Here is a 21,495-nt window from a genome sequence, read left to right as displayed (position 1 = left end):
CGGCTGAGCAGCTGTTCGAGGAGTTCGGCTTCACCGTTGATAACGTGGTCGCTAAAGCGAAAGCGCTGCTGTAATCGCTGGTACGGTGCGGGCTGATGCCCTCACCCCAACCCTCTCCCGCAGGAGAGGGTGCCAACACCAAAAACGGTAACCCCTGGGTTACCGTTTTGCTTTTATCTCGCCACCCGGCTTTTTTGTATCTGCTATTCCTGAACCATGTAATACGGTTGTAAATTATTCCAGCAAAAATGTGATGTGAGTCATATAGCTGGTTTATTGCGCTGGACAAACATTCCTTTTATTCCTCATTTCGCTTATTCTAGCTGAAGCGTTTCAGTCGTTTAAATGTTCGACAATTAATCAATCAGTCGCAGTTTGCAGCTGGTAAGGTTCCCCTCAGAGCGTTGCTGGATTACTCTGTCAGCCACCTCATAACAGGGACAGCCTTGCAGGAGATCTATGACCATTCGCATCGCGATTAATGGCTTCGGTCGCATTGGACGCAACGTGGTTCGTGCTCTATATGAATCCGGGCGTCGTGCGGAAATCACCGTGGTGGCAATCAATGAGCTGGCGGATGCCGCGGGCATCGCGCATTTATTGAAATATGACACCAGCCATGGCCGTTTCGCCTGGGATGTCCGTCAGGAGCGCGAGCAGCTGTTTGTTGGCGACGATGCCATCCGTCTGCTGCATGAGCCGACCATTGCGGCGCTGCCCTGGCGCGAACTGGCGGTGGACGTCGTGCTTGACTGTACCGGCGTATACGGGAGCCGTGAACACGGTGAAGCCCATCTTCAGGCGGGGGCGAAAAAAGTGCTCTTTTCCCACCCCGGCGGCAACGACCTCGACGCGACGGTGGTGTACGGCGTAAATCAGGATGAACTTCGCGCCGGGCATCGCATTGTCTCCAACGCCTCCTGCACCACCAATTGCATTATTCCGATCATTAAACTGCTCGATGACGCCTATGGCATTGAGTCCGGCACCGTCACCACCATTCACTCGGCGATGCATGACCAGCAGGTGATTGACGCTTATCATCCGGATCTGCGGCGTACCCGCGCGGCCAGCCAGTCGATCATTCCGGTGGATACCAAACTGGCGGCAGGGATCACCCGTATTTTTCCGCAATTTAACGACCGTTTTGAAGCGATTGCCGTGCGGGTGCCGACGATTAACGTGACGGCAATTGACCTGAGCGTGACGGTGAAAAAACCGGTAAAAGCATGTGAAGTCAACCAGTTGCTGCAAAAAGCAGCACAAGGTGCATTTCATGGTATAGTTGACTATACGGAATTACCGTTGGTCTCGACAGATTTTAACCACGATCCGCACAGCGCCATCGTCGATGGTACGCAAACCCGGGTCAGTGGCGCGCATCTGATCAAAACGCTGGTCTGGTGCGATAACGAATGGGGCTTTGCTAACCGAATGCTCGACACGACGTTAGCGATGGCGGCTATTGGTTTCAGGTTCGACGCGTAAACGTCGACAAAACTTTATGAATCAACGAGAGGATTCACCATGTCTGTAATTAAGATGACCGATCTGGATCTGGCTGGTAAACGCGTTTTTATCCGTGCGGATCTGAACGTACCAGTTAAAGACGGGAAAGTAACCAGCGACGCACGTATCCGTGCATCTCTGCCGACCATTGAACTGGCGCTGAAGCAGGGCGCGAAAGTCATGGTTACTTCTCACCTGGGTCGTCCGACCGAAGGCGAGTACAACGAAGAATTCTCTCTGCTGCCGGTTGTTAATTACCTGAAAGACAAACTGTCCAACCCGGTACGCCTGGTTAAAGACTACCTGGACGGCGTGGAAGTGGCTGCCGGTGAACTGGTGGTGCTGGAAAACGTTCGCTTCAACAAAGGCGAGAAAAAAGACGACGAAGAACTGTCTAAGAAATACGCTGCGCTGTGCGACGTGTTCGTGATGGACGCTTTCGGTACTGCGCACCGCGCGCAGGCTTCCACCCACGGCATCGGCAAATTTGCTGACGTGGCGTGCGCAGGCCCGCTGCTGGCCGCTGAACTGGACGCGCTGGGTAAAGCGCTGAAAGAGCCAGCTCGTCCGATGGTCGCTATCGTTGGTGGTTCTAAAGTGTCCACCAAACTGACCGTTCTGGATTCCCTGTCTAAAATCGCTGACCAGCTGATCGTGGGCGGCGGTATCGCTAACACCTTCGTTGCCGCTCAGGGCCACAACGTCGGTAAATCCCTGTACGAAGCAGATCTGGTTGATGAAGCCAAGCGCCTGCTGGGCACCTGCGATATCCCGGTTCCGACCGACGTTCGCGTAGCGACCGAGTTCTCCGAAACCGCAACGGCAACCCTGAAATCTGTTAACGACATCAAAGATGACGAGCAGATTCTGGACCTTGGCGACGTTTCCGCACAGAAACTGGCTGAAATCCTGAAGAACGCCAAAACCATCCTGTGGAACGGCCCGGTTGGCGTATTCGAATTCCCTAACTTCCGTAAAGGGACTGAAATCGTGGCTAACGCTATCGCGGACAGCGAAGGTTTCTCCATCGCCGGCGGCGGTGACACCCTGGCAGCGATCGACCTGTTCGGCATCGCTGACAAAATTTCCTACATCTCCACTGGCGGCGGCGCATTCCTTGAATTCGTCGAAGGCAAAGTCCTGCCGGCAGTAGCGATGCTCGAAGAGCGCGCTAAGCAGTAATTCAGTTCAGGCGGGGAAACCCGCCTGTTTTTCAGCGCGCTTAAGGGCTCGCGAACCTTCTTCAACGGTCGAAGATACAGATACAGGACTAAGTAACATGTCTAAAATTTTTGATTTCGTAAAACCGGGCGTCATCACTGGCGACGACGTTCAGAAAGTGTTCCAGGTAGCGAAAGAAAACAACTTTGCACTGCCGGCGGTAAACTGCGTAGGTACTGATTCCATCAACGCCGTTCTGGAAGCTGCAGCGAAAGTTCGCTCTCCGGTTATCGTTCAGTTCTCTAACGGCGGCGCAGCGTTCATCGCAGGTAAAGGCGTGAAAACTGACGTTCCTCAGGGTGCTGCTATCCTCGGCGCTATCTCTGGCGCCCACCACGTGCACCAGATGGCTGAACACTACGGCGTGCCGGTTATCCTGCACACTGACCACTGCGCGAAGAAACTGCTGCCGTGGATCGACGGCCTGCTGGACGCCGGTGAAAAACACTTCGCCGCTACTGGCAAACCGCTGTTCTCTTCCCACATGATCGACCTGTCTGAAGAGTCCCTGCACGAAAACATCGAGATCTGCTCTAAGTACCTGGCGCGCATGGCCAAAATGGGCATGACCCTGGAAATCGAACTGGGCTGCACTGGCGGTGAAGAAGACGGCGTGGATAACAGCCACATGGACGCTTCCGCCCTGTACACCCAGCCGGAAGACGTGGATTACGCCTACACCGAGCTGAGCAAAATCAGCCCGCGTTTCACCATCGCCGCTTCCTTCGGTAACGTACACGGCGTGTACAAACCAGGTAACGTAGTTCTGACCCCGACCATCCTGCGCGACTCTCAGGAATATGTTTCCAAGAAACACAACCTGCCGCACAACAGCCTGAACTTCGTGTTCCACGGCGGTTCCGGTTCTTCCGCTCAGGAAATCAAAGACTCCGTCAGCTACGGTGTGGTGAAAATGAACATTGATACCGACACCCAATGGGCAACCTGGGACGGTATCCTGCAGTATTACAAAGCGAACGAAGCTTACCTGCAGGGCCAGCTGGGCAACCCGAAAGGCGAAGACCAGCCGAACAAGAAATACTACGACCCGCGCGTATGGCTGCGTGCTGCCCAGACTTCCATGGTGACTCGTCTGGAGCAGGCATTTAAAGAGCTGAACGCGATCGACGTTCTGTAAGAAAAATCTGTTTCTTACCCGGAAGCCCGCAGCAATGCGGGCTTTTTTATTATCTTAACAACAGGATAGCGTGGCAGAAAACTGTGATCCATTTGGCAAAACGTGCACTTATTGTTTACCCTATAACCTGACTGCCCTGTCGCAGGCTGAGTTATTTACTTCCCCCCAGGGGATTCATAAGGAATGTTAAATGGAAGATTTGAACGTTGTCGATAGCATCAACCACGCCGGGACGTGGCTGGCACGCAACCAGGAGCTGCTGCTGAGCTATGCCGTCAACATCGTCGCGGCTATCGCTATCCTGATCGTCGGGATGATCGTGGCGCGCGTCGTCTCTAATACCGTCAACCGCCTGATGCTGGCGCGTAAAATTGACGCTACCGTGGCCGATTTTCTCTCTGCGCTGGTGCGCTATGCGGTTATCGCCTTTACACTGATTGCCGCCCTGGGGCGGGTAGGCGTGCAGACCGCCTCGGTGATTGCGGTGCTGGGTGCTGCCGGTTTGGCGGTGGGTTTAGCGCTGCAGGGATCGCTGTCGAACCTTGCCGCAGGCGTACTGCTGGTGATGTTCCGCCCGTTCCGCGCTGGCGAGTATGTCGACCTTGGCGGCGTGGCAGGTACGGTGTTGAACGTGCAGATTTTCTCCACCACCCTGCGTACCGCGGACGGTAAGGTAGTGGTGGTCCCGAACGGGAAAATCATCGCCGGCAATATCATTAACTTCTCCCGGGAGCCTGCGCGTCGCAATGAGTTTATTATCGGCGTCGCTTACGATGCTGATATCGACAAGGTAAAGCAGCTGCTGACCTCGATTATCGAATCTGACGATCGAATTCTGCGCGATCGGGAAATGACCGTTCGTCTGAACGAACTCGGCGCCTCGTCGGTGAACTTCGTGGTGCGCGTGTGGAGCAAAAGCAGCGATCTGCAAAACGTCTACTGGGATATCCTCGAGCGTATCAAGCGTGAATTTGACGCCAACGGCATCAGCTTCCCTTACCCGCAGATGGATGTTCATGTGGTGCGCCTGCCGGAAAAAGCAGAGTAAACCGCCTCTCAATAACTCAGGCCGGCCATGCCGGCCTTTTTCAATAGCTCATCATTAGTAGTTCTAATTAATGATTAATTCTTTCAATTTCCGCTAATAATTCATTCGCGCTATAGTCAGCGCCACTCTCGAACTCAGCGGATAAATCCTTATGTTTACTTATTACTTTCAGGGGCTTGCCCTGGGAGCGGCTATGATATTGCCGCTTGGCCCACAAAATGCCTTTGTGATGAATCAGGGGATCCGTCGTCAGTATCATCTGATGATTGCCCTGCTATGCGCGGTCAGCGACTTGCTGTTAATCTGCGCTGGCATTTTCGGCGGTAGCGCACTGCTGATGCAATCCCCGTGGCTGCTGGCGCTAGTGACCTGGGGCGGCGTGGCCTTTTTGCTGTGGTATGGCTTCGGCGCATTGAAAACGGCGTTCAGTCAGAGTCTTGAACTCGCCAATGCAGAGGTAATGCAGCAGGGGCGCTGGAAAATCATTATCACCATGCTGGCGGTGACCTGGCTTAACCCGCACGTTTATCTGGACACCTTTGTGGTGTTAGGCAGCCTGGGAGGTCAGCTGGCGGTGGAGCCGAAGCGCTGGTTTGCGCTAGGGACCATTAGCGCCTCTTTCCTGTGGTTCTTTGGCCTGGCGCTGTTAGCCGCCTGGCTGGCGCCGCGACTGCGTACCGCCAGAGCCCAGCGGATCATCAATATTGTGGTCGGCGCCGTCATGTGGTTTATTGCGTTTCAGCTGGCAAGAGAAGGCGTCAGCCATATCCAGGCGTTGCTTAACTAAGCGTTGTCCGATGGACTTTCCTGCTGTACGCGCTAAGCTTGCTGGCATGCGTCCCGTAAGGGCGATTTAAGTAACATGGAGAAACGACAGTGAAGTTAAAAGTCTTAGCCCTGGCGGCAACACTCGGATTGACCACGATGGCGGCACAGGCCAGCGAATTGCCGGATGGCCCGCACATTGTGACTTCAGGCACAGCAAGCGTTGCCGCGGTTCCGGACATCGCCACCCTGGCGATCGAAGTGAACGTGTCGGCAAAAGACGCCGCGTCGGCAAAAAAACAGGCTGACGATCGCGTTGCGCAATATCTCTCTTTCCTCGAAAAGAGCGGTATTGCTAAAAAGGACATCAACTCGGCGAATCTGCGTACCCAGCCTGATTACGACTATCAGAACGGGAAAAGCATTCTGAAAGGCTATCGCGCGGTGCGCACAGTGGAAGTGACCTTGCGCCAGCTGGATAAACTCAACGGTCTGCTGGATGGCGCCCTGAAAGCGGGTCTCAACGAGATTCGCTCCGTCTCGCTGGGCGTTGCGCAACCGGACGCCTACAAAGATAAAGCGCGTAAAGCGGCGATCGACGACGCCGTGCATCAGGCGCAGGAGCTGGCCGCAGGCTTCCACAGCAAGCTGGGTCCGGTGTACAGCGTGCGCTACCATGTCTCCAACTATCAGCCGAGCCCGATGGTTCGCATGATGAAGGCCGCTGACGCTGCGCCGGTTTCTGCCCAGGAAACCTACGAGCAGGCGACTATCCAGTTTGACGACCAGGTCGATGTAGTCTTTGAGCTGCAGCCGGCGCAAGCCGCTGCTCCAGCCACCCCGGCGAAACCGGCGGAAACGCCGAAACCGGCCCAGTAAGCGATAGAAACAAAAAAGCCACTTCAGCGAAGTGGCTTTTTTATGCCCGCGGTTTAATCCTGACGCAGCACCTTGTGTCCGTAGTCAATGAGCGCATCGGTCACCCGGCGCATCATGCGGCTTTCCGGGGCGAAGCGGTGCCAGTAGAGCATGCGGCGCTGGAACAGGCCCGGGGTGAGATCGATAAGTTCGCCGCTGTTGAGCTCTTTTTCGATCTGCAGATGCGGGATCATACAGCAGGTGGTGCCCTGGCGCGCCAGCTGCACGAAAGCTTCCGACGAGTTGACGATGTGGCAGGGGACGCTGCCCGGCGGCAGGTCGAAGTTTTGCTGCAGGAACGCCTGATGCATATCGTCCAGATGGTCGAAGGCGACGACTGGCGCCTTAAGCAGCGCCGAACGCGTCACGCCATTCGGGAAATAGCGTTGCGCAAACTCTTTTGATGCGACAAACAGGTAATCGAGCGCCCCCAGCTGATCCACCAGGCAGCTTGGCAGCGCCTGCGGCTGGATACTCACTGCGCCCACTACTTCGCCACGGCGCAGGCGCTCCTGGGTGCGGGTTTCATCTTCCACCTGCAGGTTGAGACGAATAGGGGAGTCTGACAGAACGTTGGCCAGCGCCGGCAGCAGCCAGGTCGCCAGACTGTCGGCGTTCACCGCCAGCGACAGCAGCAGCGGCGTAGAGCCGGTTTGTTCATCGCCCAGCCATTCTTCCTCCAGCAGTTCAACCTGGCGCAACAGAGCCAGCAGTTTCTGTCCTTGCTCGGTGGGGCGCGGCGGCACGGTACGCACCAGCAGCGGCTGGCCGAACATATTTTCCAACTGCTTAATACGCTGTGAGACGGCGGACTGGGTAATACATAGCTTCTGCGCGGCGCGCTCAAATCCTCGTTCCCTAATCACCGCATCCAGCGCTTGTAGTGTCCTGTAGTCCGGTCGTTTCATTATTCTGGCGTGCCCCCATAACTAATCGTTATCTCGCACTATGACATAAATTTTTATTTGATACAGACGAAATTGGTCTGTTCAGTTGTGTGATCTGCATCGCAGGGACATTTCCACTATCGATGTTCTATAATGCGCCACAGGCATTCACATCTCGGACCAGAATTATGACGCAGGATGAACTGAAAAAAGCGGTAGGTTGGGCAGCACTGCAATATGTACAGCCAGGGACTATTGTCGGCGTAGGCACCGGCTCGACGGCGGCCCATTTTATTGACGCGCTGGGCACCATGAAGGGGCAGATCGAAGGGGCGGTTTCCAGCTCCGACGCCTCCACCGAGAAGCTGAAAAGCCTCGGGATCACCGTCTTCGATCTTAACAGCGTCGATCGCCTGGGGATCTATGTTGACGGCGCGGATGAGATCAACGGCCATATGCAGATGATCAAAGGCGGCGGCGCGGCGCTGACCCGTGAAAAGATCATCGCCTCGGTCGCGGATAAATTTATCTGCATCGCCGACGCCTCCAAGCAGGTCGATATTCTGGGCAAGTTCCCGCTGCCGGTGGAAGTCATTCCGATGGCGCGCAGCGCCGTGGCGCGTCAGCTGGTCAAGCTGGGCGGCCGTCCAGAGTACCGTCAGGGCGTGGTGACCGATAACGGCAACGTGATCCTTGACGTGCACGGCCTGGAAATTCTCGATGCGATCGCGCTGGAAAACGCGATCAACGGTATTCCTGGCGTCGTCACCGTGGGGCTGTTCGCCAACCGTGGCGCCGACGTGGCGCTGATTGGTACTGCCGACGGCGTGAAGACCATCGTAAAATAGTCTGTCCGCAGGGAGCCGACCGGCTCCCTCGCAAATATTTTTTCACCAGGTGCAATTTGGTGACTTCTGTCACATTTATGCAACCATTCTGATTTACACGCTACCATTTCTTCTCTTTCTGGTGTTTTGTCCTGCGATTTCCCTCTGGATGACATTTCTTCAGGACGGCGACGCAAACGTTCATATTGCCGCGATAGTTTTTTTTGATATGTTGCTGAGACGAACTTTCGTTCAGCACGACATCAGTTAAGACAAAACAGGACGGGGAAATGGCTAAGGTATCACTGGAAAAAGACAAGATTAAATTTCTGCTGGTTGAAGGTGTGCATCAAAAGGCAATCGATAGCCTTCGCGCAGCGGGTTACACCAACATTGAATTTCATAAAGGCGCGCTGGATTCAGAACAGCTGAAAGCGTCGATCCGTGATGCCCATTTCATCGGCCTGCGTTCCCGTACCCATCTGACTGAAGAGATTTTCGCCGCAGCGGAAAAACTGGTTGCCGTCGGTTGCTTCTGCATCGGGACCAACCAGGTCGATCTGAACGCCGCTGCGAAGCGCGGTATTCCGGTGTTTAACGCGCCGTTCTCTAACACCCGCTCGGTGGCCGAGTTGGTGATCGGCGAACTACTGCTGATGCTGCGCGGCGTGCCGGAAGCCAACGCCAAAGCGCACCGCGGGGTGTGGAACAAGCAGGCGGTCGGCAGCTTCGAAGCGCGTGGTAAAAAGCTGGGCATCATCGGTTACGGCCACATCGGTACCCAGCTTGGCATTCTGGCGGAATCGCTGGGAATGCACGTCTTCTTCTATGATATTGAAAACAAACTGCCGCTCGGCAACGCCACTCAGGTACAGCATCTCTCCGACCTGCTGAACATGAGCGATGTGGTCAGCCTGCACGTGCCGGAAAACGCCTCTACCAAAAATATGATGGGTGCGGAAGAACTGGCGCTGATGAAGCCGGGCGCGCTGCTGATCAACGCCTCCCGCGGTACCGTGGTGGACATTCCGGCGCTATGCGATGCGCTGGCCAGGAAGCATCTGGCCGGGGCGGCTATCGACGTCTTCCCGACTGAACCTGCGACCAACAGCGACCCCTTCACTTCGCCGCTGTGCGAGTTTGATAACGTGATCCTCACACCGCATATAGGTGGCTCCACTCAGGAAGCGCAGGAGAACATCGGTCTGGAAGTAGCTGGCAAGCTGGCGAAATACTCTGACAACGGGTCAACCCTGTCGGCAGTTAACTTCCCGGAAGTATCTCTACCGCTGCACGGCGGCCGCCGTCTGCTGCATATCCATGAGAACCGACCGGGCGTCCTGACCGCAATCAACCAAATCTTCGCCGCGCAGAGCATCAACATTGCCGCCCAGTATCTGCAAACGTCGCCGCAGATGGGCTACGTGGTGATTGATATTGAAGCGGAGGAAGATGTTGCCCAGCAGGCGCTGCAGGCAATGAAAGCGATCCCGGGGACTATCCGCGCCCGTCTGCTGTTCTAATCATTTTTGCCTCTCGGGCAGGTCGCGTACCTGCCCGTTTTTTTGTTAATACTTTCCAGGCTGAATTTCTCTTCCCCGCGTACCTACCAACACCAGGTTTTTCCCGGGGTGATGACCGCCGGCAGCGGGATATCCCACTCTTCGCTCGGCAGGCTATCCACCTGCTGGCAGTCGTGCGCGTAGCCCACCGGCTGCAGGCGATACTGCTGCCAGTTTTGCAGCGTCCGGTCGTAAAAACCGCCGCCCATTCCCAGCCGTTGGCCACTGACATCGAAGGCCACCAGCGGGGTCACCAGCACATCGAGTTCAGCCAGCGGCAGCACATCCCGCACATCGAGCTTCGGTTCGCGGATCTTCAGGCGATTCACGATCAGTTGGCTCTGCGGATGGTAGTGTAAAAACAGCAGATTGCCGGGGCTAAAGGGATGCAGCACCGGGAGATATACCCGCTTGCCGGCGCGCCAGAGCTGGTCGATCAGCGGCTGAGTGTCCAGCTCGCCGTCAAAGGAGAGAAACAGCGCCACGTTGTGGGCGAGAACTACCGGCGGCCAGGCCATCATCCGCTCGGCGGCCTGTTGGGCAAACAGGCGCTGTTGCTCCGGGCTGAGTGCGCGTCGACGATCGCGGATCTGCTGGCGAATATGCTGACGGGAGAGCAGGGTATCGGGCTGTATAGTCATGCAGGTCTCGTTACGAGCTGGCGAAACAATAGGAGCAAGTGTAATACAGGGCGGCTTCAGCCGAAAACACGTATGGGGGATGATGCGAAGTAAATAAGGGAATCTCCGAGATGCCGCCGCAGGCTGTAACCCTTGAACCCTTGGTTCAAGGTGAATGTGTCGTCACGGTTTTAAGGCTTCTCGGACGAACCGAGCATGCTCACCAACCGTGGAGCGCCACATTCTTGTGGTATGAAATATCGGCTCAGGGGACTGGCCCGCTTGCAAACATCTCAGAGAAATTTTGTTCTTGCGATTACTCTAACACAGTTAACTGCAAAGTGTTATTCAAACTTCGACCCTGGCTTTTCGCTTATGCGACCTTGCTCAAGCAATGCTTGTTCGATGGTCTGCTGAAGCATGCGAATGCGCTGCTCCATGCTGGAAGCGTAGTCGCGGGTCTTCGCTTTTTCCTGAGTCAACTCATAGCTGATGTTCAACGCCGCGATGAAGACCAGCTGCTCAGTATTTGTGACTCTAGTGCGTTCTTTTAAATCTTGCAACCGCTGATTAAGGTCTTCAGCTGCCTGATTCAGGGCATCCCTTTGTTCAGGCGGGCAATTCACTCGCAGTGAACGGCCGAAAATTTGGAGATCTACGGGTTGTGCAGACATGCCACCTTCCTGCTGATTGACTGCGCTGCCTTCACACCCTGGCCCGGGTCTGCGAAGGGGCGACACTATAGCTACCCTGGTGCGAAGATACAAGCCCTATTCTGGTTCACCAGGGTCCAAAGTGGTAGCATACCATGAATATTCCTCCCAACGATGACGAATGCGCATGTCTATACAGAACGAAATGCCTGGTTACAACGATGTAGACCAGTTACTGAACCAACAAGGGGTAGGTCTCACCCCGGCCGAAATGCACGGTTTGATCAGCGGATTGCTGTGCGGCGGCAACACGGACAGCAGCTGGCAGCCGCTGGTGCACGACCTGACCAACGAAGGTCTCGCCTTTGGCCATGAACTGGCTCAGGCGCTGCGTAACATGCATTCCGCCATCAGCGATTCACTGGATGACGACGGTTTCCTCTTTCAACTGTATCTGCCGGAAGGCGATGCGGTGAGCGTCTTTGACCGTGCCGACGCCCTCGCCGGTTGGGTCAACCACTTCCTGCTTGGTCTTGGCGTTAGCCAGCCGAAGCTGGATAAAGTGAAGGATGAAACCGGGGAAGCGATTGACGATCTGCGTAATATTGCCCAGCTGGGCTACGATGAAGACGAAGATCAGGAAGAGCTGGAGATGTCTCTGGAGGAGATTATCGAGTATGTCCGCGTTGCCGCACTGCTGTGCCACGACACCTTTGCCCGTCAGCAGCCAACCGCACCGGAAGTCCGCAAACCGACATTACACTAACTAAAATTCGTTCAGGGGGCGTCATGACTCAGCAGGAATTTCTATCGCGTCGCCAGACGCTGTTGGCGCAGATGCAGCCAGGCAGCGCGGCGCTGATTTTCGCCGCACCGGAAGCGGTGCGCAGTGCAGATTCGGAATATCCCTACCGGCAGAACAGCGATTTCTGGTACTTCACCGGCTTTAACGAACCGGAAGCGCTGCTGGTGTTGATTAAAAGCGATGAAACCCACAACCATAGCGTGCTGTTCAACCGGGTTCGCGATCTGACCGCTGAGATCTGGTTTGGACGCCGTCTGGGCCAGGAGGCCGCGCCGGCGAAGCTTGGCGTCGACCGGGCGCTGGCGTTCAGCGAAATCAACCAGCAGCTGTATCAGCTGCTCAACGGTCTGGACGCGATCTACTTCGCCCAGGGTGAATATGCCTATGCCGATGAGATTGTGTTCAACGCCCTCGAAAAACTGCGCAAAGGCTCGCGCCAGAATCTGCAGGCGCCGAACTCGGTTATCGACTGGCGGCCCATTGTGCATGAGATGCGCCTGTTTAAATCCGCGGAAGAGCTTGCCGTGATGCGCCGCGCCGGGGAGATCACCGCGCTGGCCCATACCCGGGCGATGGAAAAATGCCGCCCTGGCATGTTCGAATATCAGCTGGAAGGTGAAATTCTCCATGAATTCAACCGCCACGGGGCACGTTTCCCCTCCTATAACACCATCGTTGGCGGCGGCGAAAACGGCTGTATTCTGCACTACACCGAAAACGAATCTGAACTGCGCGACGGCGATTTAGTCCTGATTGACGCCGGCTGCGAGTATCGCGGCTATGCCGGGGACATTACCCGCACCTTCCCGGTAAACGGTAAATTTACCCCGCCGCAGCGCGAGATCTACGACATTGTGCTCGAATCGCTGGAGACCGCGCTGAAACTCTATCGGCCGGGCACCTCGATCTGTCAGGTTAACCAGGAAGTGGTGCGCATTATGATTACCGGCCTGGTGCGGCTGGGGATCCTGAAAGGCGAGATTGACGAGCTTATCGCCAACAACGCCCACCGCCCGTACTTTATGCATGGCCTGAGCCACTGGCTGGGTCTGGATGTGCACGATGTCGGTAATTACGACACCGACCGTTCGCGCGTCCTGGAGCCGGGCATGGTGCTGACCGTCGAGCCGGGGCTGTATATCGCCACCGATGCCGACGTGCCGGCGCAGTATCGCGGCATCGGCATCCGTATTGAAGATGACATCGTGATTACCGAAGACGGTAACGAAAATCTCACCGCCGGCGTGGTGAAGAAGGCGGATGAGATCGAGGCGCTGATGGCGGCGGCGCGCCAGTCATGAGCGTGCTGATCGTCGGCGGCGGGATGACCGGGGCGACGCTCGCGCTGGCCATCTCCCGTTTGACCGGCGGCGCGCTGCCGGTCCACCTCATTGAAGCGCAGGATCCGCATTCGTCACGCCACCCTGGCTTTGACGACCGGGCGATCGCCCTGGCTGCGGGCACCTGCCAGCAGCTGGCGCGTATCGGTATCTGGCAACGCCTCGCCGAACGCGCGACGCCCATCCAGCGAGTACACGTCAGCGACCGCGGTCATGCCGGGTTTGTGAATCTGGCGGCGGCGGATTATGGCCTGTCGGCGCTGGGCCAGGTGGTTGAACTCCACGATGTCGGCCAGCGGCTGTTTGGTCTGCTGCGCGAGGCGCCAGGCGTCACGCTGCACTGTCCGGCGAAAGTGGAAGCGGTCAGTCGCAGCCAGGAGAGCGTCAGCCTTACGCTTGAGGGCGGCGAAATCATTAACGGTAAGCTGCTGGTGGCGGCGGACGGTTCCCGTTCGGCACTGGGCGCCCGCTGCGGCATCAGCTGGCAGCAGCAGCCGTATGAGCAGATAGCGATCATTGCTAACGTCAGCACCGCGTTGCCCCACGAAGGTCGCGCCTTCGAGCGCTTTACCGAGCATGGCCCGCTGGCGATGCTGCCGATGTCGCAAGGGCGCTGCTCGCTGGTGTGGTGTCATCCGCAGTCGCGCCGCGATGAGGTGCAGAGCTGGTCTGACGAACGCTTTTGTCAGGAGCTGCAGCAGGCGTTCGGCTGGCGGCTGGGGCGTATTACCCACGCCGGGAAGCGCAGCGTCTATCCGCTGGCCCTCACCACCGCCAGCCGCGCGGTGTCGCACCGCCTGGCGCTGGTCGGCAACGCGGCGCAGACGCTGCACCCGATCGCCGGGCAGGGCTTTAATCTCGGCCTGCGCGATGTGATGAGCCTGGCGGAATTACTCGCTGACGCCCATCTCAGCGGCGAAGATGTCGGTCATTATCCGCTGCTGTGCCGCTATCAGGCGCGCAGGGCAGGGGATAAAGCCGCCACCATCGGCGTGACCGATGGGCTGGTGCATCTGTTTGCCAACCGTTGGGCGCCGCTGGTGGCGGGGCGCAACGTCGGTCTGATGGCGATGGAATTATTTACCCCGGCGCGCGATGCGCTGGCGCAGCGTACCCTCGGTTGGGTTCCCCGTTAAGGAGTAGAACGTGCAAAGTGTTGATGTTGCCATTGTTGGCGGTGGAATGGTGGGGCTGGCGGTAGCCTGCGGTCTACAGGGTAGCGGCCTGCGCGTCGCAGTGCTGGAGAAAGCAGAGCCGCGACCGCTGGCCGCCGATGCGCCGCCGGCGCTGCGCGTTTCGGCAATTAATGCCGCCAGCGAAAAGCTGCTGACAAAGCTGGACGTCTGGCGCGAGATCGTCGCCCAGCGGGCCAGCTGCTATCACGGTATGGAAGTGTGGGATAAAGACAGCTTTGGCCACATTAGCTTCGATGACCAGAGCATGGGCTTTAGCCACCTTGGCTATATTATCGAAAATGCCGTAGTGCATCATGCATTGTGGCAGAAGGCGCAGCGTTGCGCTGACGTTACCCTGCTGGCTCCAGCGGAACTTCAGCAGGTGGCGTGGGGCGAGAATGAAGCCTTTCTCAGCCTGCAGGACGGCAGCATGCTGACCGCGCGGCTGGTGATCGGCGCCGATGGTGCCAATTCATGGCTGCGCAATAAAGCCGATATTCCGCTGACCTTCTGGGATTACCATCATCATGCGCTGGTGGCGACCATCCGTACCGCTGAGCCGCATCAGGCGGTGGCCCGCCAGGCGTTCCATGGCGACGGGATCCTCGCCTTCCTGCCGCTCAGCGATCCGCACCTGTGCTCGATCGTCTGGTCGCTATCGCCGGGGGAAGCGCAGCGGATGCAGCAGGCTGATGAAACCACCTTCAACCAGGCGCTGAATATCGCGTTCGATAATCGCCTTGGCCTCTGCCAGCTGGCAAGTGAACGTGAAGTTTTCCCGCTGACCGGCCGCTATGCCCGTCAGTTTGCCGCCCACCGACTGGCGCTGGTCGGCGATGCCGCGCATACCATCCATCCGCTGGCCGGGCAGGGGGTCAACCTCGGTTTTATGGATGCCGCCGAGCTTATTGACGAGCTGAAGCGCCTGCACGCTCAGGGCAAAGATATCGGCCAGCATCTTTATCTGCGCCGCTACGAGCGCAGCCGCAAGCACAGCGCGGCGCTGATGCTGGCGGGCATGCAGGGCTTCCGCGAAATGTTCTCCGGGAGCCATCCGGCGAAGAAATTTCTTCGCGATGTGGGACTCAAACTGGCCGATACGCTGCCGGGCGTGAAACCGCAGCTGATTCGCCAGGCGATGGGCCTCAACGATCTGCCTGCCTGGTTACGTTAACCGCGTCACACTTCTTTCACCCGGCCTGGGCGCCGGGTTTTCCCCCTCATTTGAAATATTCTAATTTCACCTCTTTTTTCGCATTAGATTTATTAATGCGTCCTTTTTTTTGTTAAAGAAATTAGAGCCGTAAAATCGCATAAAACACCATCATTACCTAATTGTCGCGCCGTTAATGTTAATTTTATGTGGCGTAAATCGCTTTTTTCCAGTCAATAACTCTGTAGGCTTTTCGGCGGATTTTAGCCATAAGCTAATGTGATGCCCTGAATGAGCTTATGGTTTAGCGCCGGGTTCGGTGGTAAGTTCAGGCCAAAGAGAACGTTTGCGTCGGCGTCCGTCAGCGATGCCGACGCCGAATTTCATGGCGCAAAATCGCCGACAATTTCGTGGCTGGTTCCGTTTTATTCGATGAGGAAAAGATGGCTCAACAGACTCCGTTGTATGAACAACACACGCTGTGCGGCGCGCGCATGGTGGATTTCCATGGCTGGATGATGCCGCTGCATTACGGGTCCCAGATTGATGAGCACCATGCGGTGCGCGGCGATGCAGGGATGTTCGATGTGTCGCATATGACCATCGTCGATTTCCACGGCAGCCGGATCCGCGAGTTCTTGCGCTATTTGCTGGCCAACGATGTGGCGAAGCTCACCACCCCAGGCAAAGCGCTCTACACCGGCATGCTGACCGCCTCCGCCGGCGTCATCGACGACCTGATTGTCTATTTCCTTTCTGAAGATTATTTCCGCCTCGTTGTTAACTCCGCCACCCGCGAAAAAGACCTCGCCTGGATCTCCGAACAAGCTGAACCTTACGGCCTTGAAATTACCGTTCGCGACGATCTGTCGCTGATCGCGGTGCAGGGCCCCCAGGCGAAAGCGAAGGCGGCGACGCTGTTTACCGACGCTCAGCGTCAGGCCGTGGAAGGCATGAAGCCGTTCTTCGGCGTGCAGGCCGGCGACCTGTTTATCGCCACCACCGGCTATACCGGCGAAGCGGGTTATGAAATTGCGATGCCGAACGAGCAGGCGGCTGATTTCTGGCGCGGTCTGCTGGACGCTGGCGTTAAGCCGTGCGGTCTTGGCGCGCGCGACACCCTGCGCCTGGAGGCCGGGATGAACCTGTACGGCCAGGAGATGGACGAAGGCGTTTCCCCGCTGGCGGCGAACATGGGCTGGACTATCGCCTGGGAGCCCGCCGATCGTAACTTCATCGGCCGCGAAGCGCTGGAGATGCAGCGCGAAAAAGGTACCGAGCAGCTGGTTGGCCTGGTGATGACCGAGAAAGGCGTCCTGCGCGGTGGTCTGCCGGTCCGTTTTACCGATAGCGACGGTAATCAAAAAGAAGGCATTATCACCAGCGGCACCTTCTCGCCGACGCTGGGCTACAGCATCGCGCTGGCTCGCGTGCCGGCCGGGATTGGCGACACCGCGGTGGTGCAAATCCGTAACCGTGAAATGCCGGTAAAAGTGACTAAACCTGGTTTTGTACGCAATGGCAAAGCCATTGTGTGATTTCCCTTTTTTGGAGATGAATTGATGAGCAACGTACCAGCAGAACTGAAATACAGCAAAGAACACGAGTGGCTGCGTAAAGAAGCGGACGGCACCTATACCGTAGGGATCACCGAGCACGCGCAGGAGCTGCTTGGCGATATGGTTTTCGTTGACCTGCCGGAAGTGGGCGCCACCGTTGAAGCGGGCGCCGATTGCGCGGTTGCCGAATCCGTGAAGGCGGCCTCCGATATCTACGCGCCGATTAGCGGTGAAATCGTTGCCGTCAACGAAGAGCTGAACGACTCTCCGGAACTGGTCAACAGCGACCCGTATACCGACGGCTGGATCTTCAAGATCAAAGCCAGCGACGAAGCGCAGGTTGCCGCGCTGCTGGATGCCGCCGCGTATGAAGCTTTACTGGAAGACGAATAAATACGCTTCATCCTTCACGCTGCAGGGGCGTTGGCTTCCTGGCTCCCCCCGGTCACTTACTTTTGTAAGCTCCCGGGGAGTCGCTGTGTCGCCGCCTTCCTGCAACGCGAATGATTTTGCGTATTCTGGCCCGGTAAGCATCAGCGCTTGCCGGGCAAACCAGTCAGACAACCACGATTCACCGCACGTTTCAGGAACCATCGCTCATGACTCAGACTTTAAGTCAGCTTGAAAACCGCGACGCCTTTATTGAACGTCACATTGGCCCGGACGCTCAGCAACAGCAAGAGATGCTGAAGACCGTCGGCGCGGATTCGCTTAACGCCCTGATCGGCCAGATTGTGCCGCAGGATATCCAGCTGGCGACCCCACCGCAGGTGGGCGACGCGACTACCGAATTCGCCGCGCTGGCGGAGCTGAAGGCGATTGCCAGTCGCAACAAGCGCTTCAAGTCTTACATCGGCATGGGCTATACCGCCGTGCAGCTGCCGCCGGTCATTCAGCGCAACATGCTGGAAAACCCGGGCTGGTATACCGCCTATACCCCTTACCAGCCGGAAGTATCCCAGGGCCGTCTGGAGTCGCTGCTCAACTTCCAGCAGGTCACACTGGATCTGACCGGGTTGGATATCGCTTCCGCTTCGCTGCTTGATGAAGCCACCGCCGCCGCCGAAGCGATGGCGATGGCCAAACGCGTCAGTAAACTGAAGAGCGCCAACCGCTTCTTCGTTGCCGCCGACGTCCATCCGCAAACCCTGGACGTGGTGCGCACCCGCGCGGAAACCTTCGGTTTCGACGTCATCGTCGATGACGCCGACAAAGTGCTCGATCACCAGGATGTCTTCGGCGTGCTGCTGCAGCAGGTGGGCACCACCGGCGAAATCCACGATTACAGCAAACTGATCGCCGAGCTGAAAGCGCGCAAAGTGATTGTCAGTGTCGCCGCCGACTTTATGGCGCTGGTGCTGCTGACGGCGCCGGGCAAGCAGGGCGCGGATATCGTTTTCGGTTCCGCCCAACGCTTCGGCGTGCCGATGGGCTACGGCGGCCCGCACGCAGCCTTCTTCGCGGCGAAAGATGAATTCAAACGCTCCATGCCGGGCCGGATTATCGGCGTATCGAAAGATGCGGCGGGGAATACCGCGCTGCGCATGGCGATGCAGACTCGCGAGCAGCACATCCGCCGTGAGAAAGCGAACTCCAACATTTGTACCTCGCAGGTTCTGCTGGCCAACATCGCCAGCCTGTACGCGGTATTCCACGGCCCGGCGGGTCTGAAACGTATCGCTGGCCGCATTCATCGTCTGACCGACATTCTGGCCGATGGCCTGCAGAAGAAAGGGCTGAAGCTGCGCCATGCCCACTACTTCGACACCCTGTGCGTCGAAGTGGCGGATAAAGCCGCGGTGCTGGCGCGTGCCGAAGCCCTGCAGATTAACCTGCGCAGCGATATTCACGGCGCGGTGGGCATTACGCTCGATGAAGCGACCACCCGCGAAGATGTGCTGAACCTGTTCCGCGCCATCGTCGGCGACGATCACGGTCTGGATATCGATACCCTGGATAAAGACGTGGCGCTGGATAGCCGTTCGATCCCGGCGGCGATGCTGCGCGACGATGCGATCCTCACCCATCCGGTGTTTAACCGCTACCATAGCGAAACCGAGATGATGCGCTACATGCACGCCCTGGAGCGTAAAGATCTGGCGCTGAACCAGGCGATGATCCCGCTGGGCTCCTGCACCATGAAACTGAACGCCGCGGCGGAGATGATCCCGATCACCTGGCCGGAATTCGCCGAGCTGCACCCGTTCTGCCCGGTCGAGCAGGCGGAAGGGTATCAGCAGATGATCGCCCAGCTTTCCGACTGGCTGGTGAAACTGACCGGCTATGACGCCGTCTGCATGCAGCCGAACTCCGGCGCGCAGGGTGAATATGCTGGTCTGCTGGCGATTCGCCATTATCACGAGAGCCGCAACGAAGGCCATCGCGATATCTGCCTGATCCCTAGCTCCGCGCACGGCACCAACCCGGCTTCCGCGCAGATGGCGGGTATGCAGGTAGTGGTCGTTGCCTGTGATAAAAACGGCAACATCGATCTCGCCGATCTGCGTGAAAAAGCAGAGCAGGCGGGGGCCAATCTCTCCTGCATCATGGTCACCTATCCGTCGACCCACGGCGTGTATGAAGAGACCATTCGCGAAGTGTGCGAGATCGTGCACCAGTTTGGCGGCCAGGTTTATCTCGACGGCGCCAACATGAACGCCCAGGTCGGGATCACCTCTCCGGGCTTTATCGGCGCCGACGTTTCGCACCTCAACCTGCATAAAACGTTCTGCATTCCGCACGGCGGCGGCGGCCCGGGCATGGGCCCAATCGGCGTGAAAGCGCACCTGGCGCCGTTTGTACCGGGCCACAGCGTGGTACAAATTGAAGGTATGCTGACCCGCCAGGGCGCGGTTTCCGCCGCGCCGTTCGGCAGCGCGTCCATTTTGCCGATCAGCTGGATGTATATCCGCATGATGGGCGCGGAAGGGCTGAAGCAGGCGAGCCAGAACGCGATCCTTAACGCCAACTACATCGCTACCCGACTGAAAGACGCCTACCCGGTGCTCTACACCGGTCGCGATGGTCGCGTAGCGCACGAATGCATTCTCGATATTCGTCCGCTGAAAGAAGAGACCGGCATTAGCGAGCTGGATATCGCCAAGCGCCTGATCGACTTTGGCTTCCATGCCCCGACCATGTCTTTCCCGGTAGCGGGAACGCTGATGGTTGAGCCGACGGAATCGGAAAGCAAGGTCGAGCTGGACCGCTTTATCGACGCGATGCTGGCGATCCGCGCGGAAATCGACCGCGTCAAAGCCGGCGAATGGCCGTTGGAGGATAACCCTCTGGTGAACGCGCCGCACACCCAGGGCGAGCTGGTGGGCGAGTGGAACCATCCGTACAGCCGTGAGCTGGCGGTATTCCCGGCAGGGTTGCACAACAAGTACTGGCCGACGGTGAAACGTCTGGATGATGTTTACGGCGACCGCAACCTGTTCTGCTCCTGCGTGCCGATGAGCGAATACCAGTAAGTTTGCGTTTTAGCTAAACTTTTAAAGGCGCTGCGGCGCCTTTATTTTTTTGGAGGGAAGGTATGGGAATAGCTCTTATTAGCGGCGCGAGCCGCGGCATAGGCCGGGCGACGGCGCTGCTGCTGGCGCAGGAAGGGTATACCGTGGCGGTCAATTACCATCACAACATTAACGCCGCCACCGAGGTGGTGAATACCATTGTGGCGTCTGGCGGCAAAGCCACGGCGCTGCGGGCGGACATCAGCGATGAAGCGCAGGTGATGGCGATGTTTGAGGCGATCGACCGCATGGGCGAGCCGCTGACGGCGCTGGTCAACAACGCCGGGATCCTGTTTACCCAGTGTACGGTGGAGAGCCTGAGCGCCGAGCGTATTAACCGCGTGCTGGCCACCAACGTCACCGGTTATTTCCTCTGCTGTCGCGAGGCGGTAAAGCGCATGTCACATCGACATGGCGGTAAGGGCGGGGCGATAGTTAACGTGTCGTCGGCGGCGTCGCGCCTTGGCGCGCCGGGGGAGTACGTTGACTATGCCGCGTCGAAAGGGGCGGTAGATACCCTGACTACCGGGCTGGCGCTGGAGGTGGCGGCGCAGGGGATCCGGGTGAACGGCGTGCGTCCGGGGCTGATTTATACCGAGATGCACGCCTCCGGCGGTGAACCGGGACGCGTGGATCGAGTGAAAGGTTCGCTACCGATGCAGCGCGGCGGCCAGCCGGAAGAGGTCGCTCAGGCCATTGCCTGGCTGCTGAGCGACAAAGCGTCGTATGTGACGGGTAGCTTCCTTGAACTGGCGGGCGGGAAATAACCCGTAGATGTCTATTGCCCGGCGGCGCTGCTGGAC

The 21,495-nt window shown here is 57.7% G+C and carries 20 protein-coding genes and 1 other RNA gene; 17 read left to right on the top strand and 4 right to left on the bottom strand.

Going from position 1 to position 21,495, the window contains the following annotated elements; translation table 11 throughout:
- The 7 genes from KHQ26_RS26355 to KHQ26_RS23540 form a co-directional block, all read left to right on the top strand.
- Positions 1 to 74 (top strand): hypothetical protein (locus KHQ26_RS26355; protein WP_223817327.1); only part of this gene is annotated, 74 nt, incomplete at its 5' end.
- A 385-nt stretch (positions 75 to 459) separates the two neighbouring features.
- Positions 460 to 1,488 (top strand): erythrose-4-phosphate dehydrogenase, encoded by a 1,029-nt coding sequence (gene epd / locus KHQ26_RS23565; RefSeq protein ID WP_002916512.1) that lies wholly within the window; start codon positions 460 to 462, stop codon positions 1,486 to 1,488.
- 39 nt (positions 1,489 to 1,527) lie between these two features.
- Positions 1,528 to 2,691, top strand: coding sequence for a phosphoglycerate kinase (gene pgk, locus KHQ26_RS23560; RefSeq protein ID WP_002916508.1), 1,164 nt, complete (start codon positions 1,528 to 1,530; stop codon positions 2,689 to 2,691).
- Between the two features lie 97 nt (positions 2,692 to 2,788).
- Positions 2,789 to 3,868, top strand: coding sequence for a class II fructose-bisphosphate aldolase (gene fbaA, locus KHQ26_RS23555; RefSeq protein ID WP_004144748.1), 1,080 nt, complete (start codon positions 2,789 to 2,791; stop codon positions 3,866 to 3,868).
- 190 nt (positions 3,869 to 4,058) lie between these two features.
- Positions 4,059 to 4,916 carry a small-conductance mechanosensitive channel MscS gene (locus tag KHQ26_RS23550; RefSeq protein WP_002916504.1) on the top strand — a complete coding sequence of 286 codons (858 nt, stop codon included), beginning with the start codon at positions 4,059 to 4,061 and terminating at the stop codon, positions 4,914 to 4,916.
- A gap of 151 nt (positions 4,917 to 5,067) precedes the next feature.
- Positions 5,068 to 5,703, top strand: coding sequence for an arginine exporter ArgO (gene argO / locus KHQ26_RS23545; RefSeq protein ID WP_004144747.1), 636 nt, complete (start codon positions 5,068 to 5,070; stop codon positions 5,701 to 5,703).
- A gap of 89 nt (positions 5,704 to 5,792) precedes the next feature.
- Complete coding sequence (locus KHQ26_RS23540) at positions 5,793 to 6,560, top strand: oxidative stress defense protein (RefSeq protein ID WP_002916499.1); 768 nt, start codon at positions 5,793 to 5,795, stop codon at positions 6,558 to 6,560.
- 53 nt (positions 6,561 to 6,613) lie between these two features.
- Here the strand turns inward: KHQ26_RS23540 and argP are convergent, their stop codons facing one another.
- Complete coding sequence (gene argP, locus KHQ26_RS23535; RefSeq protein ID WP_002916497.1) at positions 6,614 to 7,507, bottom strand: DNA-binding transcriptional regulator ArgP; 894 nt, start codon at positions 7,505 to 7,507, stop codon at positions 6,614 to 6,616.
- A 167-nt stretch (positions 7,508 to 7,674) separates the two neighbouring features.
- On the opposite strand from argP, the gene rpiA reads away from it, so the two are divergent.
- Both rpiA and serA read left to right on the top strand, forming a co-directional pair.
- Positions 7,675 to 8,334 (top strand): ribose-5-phosphate isomerase RpiA, encoded by a 660-nt coding sequence (gene rpiA, locus KHQ26_RS23530; protein WP_002916495.1) that lies wholly within the window; start codon positions 7,675 to 7,677, stop codon positions 8,332 to 8,334.
- A 269-nt stretch (positions 8,335 to 8,603) separates the two neighbouring features.
- Positions 8,604 to 9,836, top strand: a complete 1,233-nt coding sequence (serA, locus tag KHQ26_RS23525) for a phosphoglycerate dehydrogenase (RefSeq protein WP_019704920.1) — start codon at positions 8,604 to 8,606, stop codon at positions 9,834 to 9,836.
- An 83-nt stretch (positions 9,837 to 9,919) separates the two neighbouring features.
- Here the strand turns inward: serA and KHQ26_RS23520 are convergent, their stop codons facing one another.
- From KHQ26_RS23520 to zapA, 3 genes are all read right to left on the bottom strand, one after another.
- Positions 9,920 to 10,516: a 5-formyltetrahydrofolate cyclo-ligase gene (locus KHQ26_RS23520; RefSeq protein WP_002916490.1), complete on the bottom strand. Its 597-nt coding sequence runs from the start codon at positions 10,514 to 10,516 to the stop codon at positions 9,920 to 9,922.
- A 98-nt stretch (positions 10,517 to 10,614) separates the two neighbouring features.
- A non-coding RNA gene (ssrS, locus tag KHQ26_RS23515) (6S RNA) lies at positions 10,615 to 10,798 on the bottom strand.
- A 41-nt stretch (positions 10,799 to 10,839) separates the two neighbouring features.
- Positions 10,840 to 11,169: a cell division protein ZapA gene (gene zapA, locus KHQ26_RS23510; protein ID WP_002916488.1), complete on the bottom strand. Its 330-nt coding sequence runs from the start codon at positions 11,167 to 11,169 to the stop codon at positions 10,840 to 10,842.
- Between the two features lie 166 nt (positions 11,170 to 11,335).
- Here zapA and KHQ26_RS23505 point away from each other — a divergent pair, with 166 nt between their 5' ends.
- From KHQ26_RS23505 to KHQ26_RS23470, 8 genes are all read left to right on the top strand, one after another.
- Positions 11,336 to 11,914, top strand: coding sequence for a YecA family protein (locus KHQ26_RS23505; protein WP_002916486.1), 579 nt, complete (start codon positions 11,336 to 11,338; stop codon positions 11,912 to 11,914).
- Between the two features lie 23 nt (positions 11,915 to 11,937).
- Positions 11,938 to 13,254, top strand: a complete 1,317-nt coding sequence (gene pepP, locus KHQ26_RS23500) for a Xaa-Pro aminopeptidase (protein WP_020804641.1) — start codon at positions 11,938 to 11,940, stop codon at positions 13,252 to 13,254.
- Positions 13,251 to 14,429, top strand: a complete 1,179-nt coding sequence (ubiH, locus tag KHQ26_RS23495; protein ID WP_002916482.1) for a 2-octaprenyl-6-methoxyphenyl hydroxylase — start codon at positions 13,251 to 13,253, stop codon at positions 14,427 to 14,429. The genes pepP and ubiH overlap by 4 nt, the downstream gene beginning before the upstream one ends.
- Before the next feature lie 10 nt (positions 14,430 to 14,439).
- The gene (gene ubiI / locus KHQ26_RS23490; protein ID WP_002916481.1) at positions 14,440 to 15,642 is read left to right on the top strand and encodes an FAD-dependent 2-octaprenylphenol hydroxylase; all 1,203 of its coding nucleotides are present in this window, start codon (positions 14,440 to 14,442) and stop codon (positions 15,640 to 15,642) included.
- Positions 15,643 to 16,064: 422 nt separating this feature from the next.
- Complete coding sequence (gene gcvT, locus KHQ26_RS23485; RefSeq protein ID WP_002916480.1) at positions 16,065 to 17,159, top strand: glycine cleavage system aminomethyltransferase GcvT; 1,095 nt, start codon at positions 16,065 to 16,067, stop codon at positions 17,157 to 17,159.
- A 24-nt stretch (positions 17,160 to 17,183) separates the two neighbouring features.
- Positions 17,184 to 17,573 carry a glycine cleavage system protein GcvH gene (gcvH, locus tag KHQ26_RS23480; RefSeq protein WP_002916479.1) on the top strand — a complete coding sequence of 130 codons (390 nt, stop codon included), beginning with the start codon at positions 17,184 to 17,186 and terminating at the stop codon, positions 17,571 to 17,573.
- Positions 17,574 to 17,779: 206 nt separating this feature from the next.
- Entirely contained in the window at positions 17,780 to 20,653 is a 2,874-nt protein-coding gene (gcvP, locus tag KHQ26_RS23475; protein ID WP_002916478.1) for an aminomethyl-transferring glycine dehydrogenase, read from the top strand.
- A gap of 62 nt (positions 20,654 to 20,715) precedes the next feature.
- Positions 20,716 to 21,459, top strand: coding sequence for an SDR family oxidoreductase (locus tag KHQ26_RS23470; protein ID WP_004174442.1), 744 nt, complete (start codon positions 20,716 to 20,718; stop codon positions 21,457 to 21,459).
- Positions 21,460 to 21,495: the final 36 nt, after the last annotated feature.

It is taken from the genome of Klebsiella sp. 10 (genome assembly GCF_018223925.1).
In the GTDB taxonomy this organism is placed as follows: Bacteria; Pseudomonadota; Gammaproteobacteria; order Enterobacterales; family Enterobacteriaceae; genus Klebsiella; species Klebsiella pneumoniae.
This window is presented reverse-complemented; position numbering and strand designations above follow the sequence as displayed.